This is a genomic window from Candidatus Binatia bacterium, assembly GCA_023150935.1.
In the GTDB taxonomy this organism is placed as follows: domain Bacteria; phylum Desulfobacterota; class Binatia; order HRBIN30; family HRBIN30; genus JAKLJW01.
Genome location: JAKLJW010000090.1, coordinates 1 through 2,889, shown reverse-complemented (window position 1 = coordinate 2,889; position 2,889 = coordinate 1). Strand labels below are relative to the sequence as shown.

Below are 2,889 nucleotides of genomic sequence, written 5' to 3'. Positions count from 1 at the left end.
GGCCCCTCGCCCTTCGACGGGCTCACGGCGAGCGGAAAATGCTGTGAAATCAAGGCAGAGCCCGCTCGTGCTTCGACAAGCTCAGCACGAGCGGGCCTTTCTCCGACAGGCTCCTAGACGACGGGTCCCCGCAGCCAGCCAGGATTCCGCACCAAGGAATCACGGAGAACGTAAAGCACGCATTGCTGTGCGGAGCAGAAGCGCGGTGGCAGATGTGGATCTGCGGAACCGTCGCCGGTTCCGCTCCGAGTGCTGACGGAATCGACGGACCCGGAGCGGAACGGGTCAGCGTTCCGGCCGCCCGCGGCTACTGTTCGATGACGATGCGCCCGGGATGCTCGGCGGTGATGGCGCCGATCTCGGCGCTCACCTCGACGCCGTGATCTCCGAGGGTGCGTGCCAACTTAGGGGCACTTTCCGCCGGCACGGCGAGCAACAGGCCGCCGGAGGTCTGCGCGTCGGCGATCGCGAGCTGCTGCAATTCCGAAAGCTCGCTCGCAAAGTCGACCGCGTCCTGCACGTAGGCGAGGTTGCGTTTCGTACGGCCGGGGCACCGGCGCCCGGGGCATGAGCTTGTCGAGTCCCCGGGGGATGCACCGGGCCCACCCCGGTCATGTTCTCCAGCACGTACTCGGCCCTGTGCCAGTTGCTGCCGCGGCAGAGCAATCGGATCGACGTCTGCATTCACAACCGGCTCTGTGGAGGGAGCGCATGCTCGTCGGCGTGGATTGTCCATGCGGACCCGGCGCCGACGCCACCGCCGCCGGCCGACACGCCGACCCCGACGCCGACGTAAGCGGGGTAACCCTCAACGCCGGTAAGTTGACCCTGGTCTGGATTACGATTCCCGCGGATCCTCGCCCTCCCCAATTTCTCCCAAAGGTATTGTGAGTCCGCGTTAACCAAACCGCCCAGGCCCCCAGGCCCCCAGGCCCCCAGGCCCCCAGGCCCTCAAGCCCTCAAGCCCTCAAGCCCTGAAGACCCCAAGACCTCAAGACCTCAAGACCTCAAGACCTCAAGACCCCAAGACCTCAAGACCTCAAGACCCCAAGACCCCAAGACCCCAAGACCCCAAGACCCCAGGACCAGCGCAAGCCTCCCGCAACCGCCAGCCCGCACAACGTCAGGAGCGTAATCCCCGCTCCCAGCCGGAACATGCGCGGGATGTAGGCGAACGCCACCGTGTGCCGTCCCGGCGGAACCGCGACGGCGCGAAAGAGATAGTTGGCGCGGTAGATCTCGGCTGGCGCCCCGTCGAGTGTCGCTTCCCAGCCCGGATAGTAGGTGTCGGTAAGCAGGAGATAGCCACCCGCGGACGCGTCGGTCTCGACCACCACCTGCGTCGGTGTGTACTCGGCAATTCGCGCCGGGACGATACCCTGCTCGCTCGTCGCCGCGATTGGCGCCGGCCGCGAGCGATCCCCTTCGAGGACGACGGTGCGGTGCGGATCGAATTCGGGCGCTTGCAAGGCCGCGAGCGCGTCGTCGGCACTGGCGGCGCCGTGGACCGTGCCGGCAACGTAGGCGCGCGGCAGGGGGTTCGGATTCTCGTACACCACCACGTCGCCCGTTTCCGGCTCGAGGACGGCCGACCAGCCGGCGCTGTGCAGGCCGGCCCGGAACGGCAGTGCCTGCGCCGGCGCGACGATGAACCGCACGCTCATCAGATCGAGGAGTCGCAACCGTGCCGGCGAAGGATCGAGATACAGCCAACCGGCGAACGTCTGTGTGCGATAGTCGGTCGCCCCCGGGGTGTCGATAAGTGCGAAGAACCTGGCGTAGCGATCGAGGCTGAGCGGTTCATAATCGGTGACCGAGTAGATCCCACGCAGCGTGCCTTGTTTGGCCATGATGGCGTAGTCGAAGAGGAAGAACTCGTTGCGAATGTAGGTGCGGTCGAAACCCTGCCGGCTGCGAATGAAGTCGAACGATTCCCGCTCGCCGTCGAGCAGGGAGACGTCATGGTACGGACGCAGCGCGGAGTTGCGATTGGCGTGGAACAGATCGTACGCGAGCAGGGCGAGGATCCCCAGCGCGCAGGCCGTTCGCAATCGTGGCCCGAGGAGCAAGACGGCGGCGATGCCGATGACACCGGCGACCGCATACAGGCGAAGGAGTATTTGCCCCAATCAAGCGGTACCTATCGCCGTACCCCACGCGATCGGCTTGTGGGCCTCCGCCGGCGCTGCGCCATGGAATTCGTGCGCACGCCACGAGAGGAACGTTGTTTGACAGACCGAAGGCGGGCGCGCCATACTCGCGCTAATGCGGAACCTGATCTTCAAAGTGCATGCGTTCCGCCGGATGCTTGCACGCGGGATCACGGAGGTGGAAGTTCGACATGTTATTGAGGTCGGGGACGTGATCGAGAGATACCCGGATGACAAACCCTTTCCGAGTCGCCTGATCCTCGGATGGAGGGAGAAACGACCGATTCATGTGTGTGCCGCCGACGATCCGACGACGAAAGATACGTATGTGATCACGGTGTATGAGCCGGATTCGGCGCTTTGGGAGTCGGACTTCAGGTCGCGGAGGAAACGATGAGAGTGTGCATCTCCTGCAAGCAAGACGGATTGATCCAGCGTCGCCAGATCAGCTTCACGGCCGAGATTCGGGGAACGACGGTCGTGATCCGCGGGGTTCCAGCCCTGGTCTGCGCCAATTGCGGGGAGGAGTACCTGGAGGAAGCCGAGGCCGCGCGCGTGCGCGAGATCGCCGAGGCGGCGGCGCAAACCGGGACGCAGGTCACGATTAGCGAGTACATGGCTGCCGCGTGATCGTGTCCTGCTAGGAGCCTGCCGGAGAAAGCGGCCCCTCGCCCTTCGACGGGCTCACGGCGAGCGGAAAATGCTGTGAAATCAAGGCAGAGCCCGCTCGTGCTTCGAC

5 protein-coding genes are annotated in these 2,889 nt (G+C 65.0%); 3 read left to right on the top strand and 2 right to left on the bottom strand.

Features of this window, described 5'->3' with window-relative positions; genetic code table 11:
- Window positions 1–307 precede the first annotated feature (307 nt).
- Window positions 308–520, bottom strand: coding sequence for an AIR synthase-related protein (locus L6Q96_23040; GenBank protein ID MCK6557426.1), 213 nt, complete (start codon window positions 518–520; stop codon window positions 308–310).
- A gap of 93 nt (window positions 521–613) precedes the next feature.
- Here L6Q96_23040 and L6Q96_23035 point away from each other — a divergent pair, with 93 nt between their 5' ends.
- The gene (locus L6Q96_23035; protein ID MCK6557425.1) at window positions 614–796 is read left to right on the top strand and encodes a hypothetical protein; all 183 of its coding nucleotides are present in this window, start codon (window positions 614–616) and stop codon (window positions 794–796) included.
- 235 nt (window positions 797–1,031) lie between these two features.
- On the opposite strand, the gene L6Q96_23030 is transcribed toward L6Q96_23035, so the two are convergent.
- Window positions 1,032–2,129 (bottom strand): YfhO family protein, encoded by a 1,098-nt coding sequence (locus tag L6Q96_23030; protein ID MCK6557424.1) that lies wholly within the window; start codon window positions 2,127–2,129, stop codon window positions 1,032–1,034.
- A gap of 175 nt (window positions 2,130–2,304) precedes the next feature.
- On the opposite strand from L6Q96_23030, the gene L6Q96_23025 reads away from it, so the two are divergent.
- Window positions 2,305–2,547: a DUF4258 domain-containing protein gene (locus tag L6Q96_23025; GenBank protein MCK6557423.1), complete on the top strand. Its 243-nt coding sequence runs from the start codon at window positions 2,305–2,307 to the stop codon at window positions 2,545–2,547.
- Window positions 2,544–2,780: a YgiT-type zinc finger protein gene (locus tag L6Q96_23020; GenBank protein MCK6557422.1), complete on the top strand. Its 237-nt coding sequence runs from the start codon at window positions 2,544–2,546 to the stop codon at window positions 2,778–2,780. Before L6Q96_23025 ends, L6Q96_23020 begins: the two co-directional genes overlap by 4 nt.
- The last annotated feature ends 109 nt before the right edge of the window (window positions 2,781–2,889 follow it).

Excerpts from the sequence above, each read along its gene's own strand:
- L6Q96_23020 (MCK6557422.1), top strand. The coding sequence starts at position 2,544 with ATGAGAGTGTGCATCTCCTGCAAGCAAGACGGATTGATCCAGCGTCGC.
- L6Q96_23025 (MCK6557423.1), top strand. The coding sequence starts at position 2,305 with ATGCTTGCACGCGGGATCACGGAGGTGGAAGTTCGACATGTTATTGAG.
- L6Q96_23035 (MCK6557425.1), top strand. The coding sequence starts at position 614 with ATGTTCTCCAGCACGTACTCGGCCCTGTGCCAGTTGCTGCCGCGGCAG.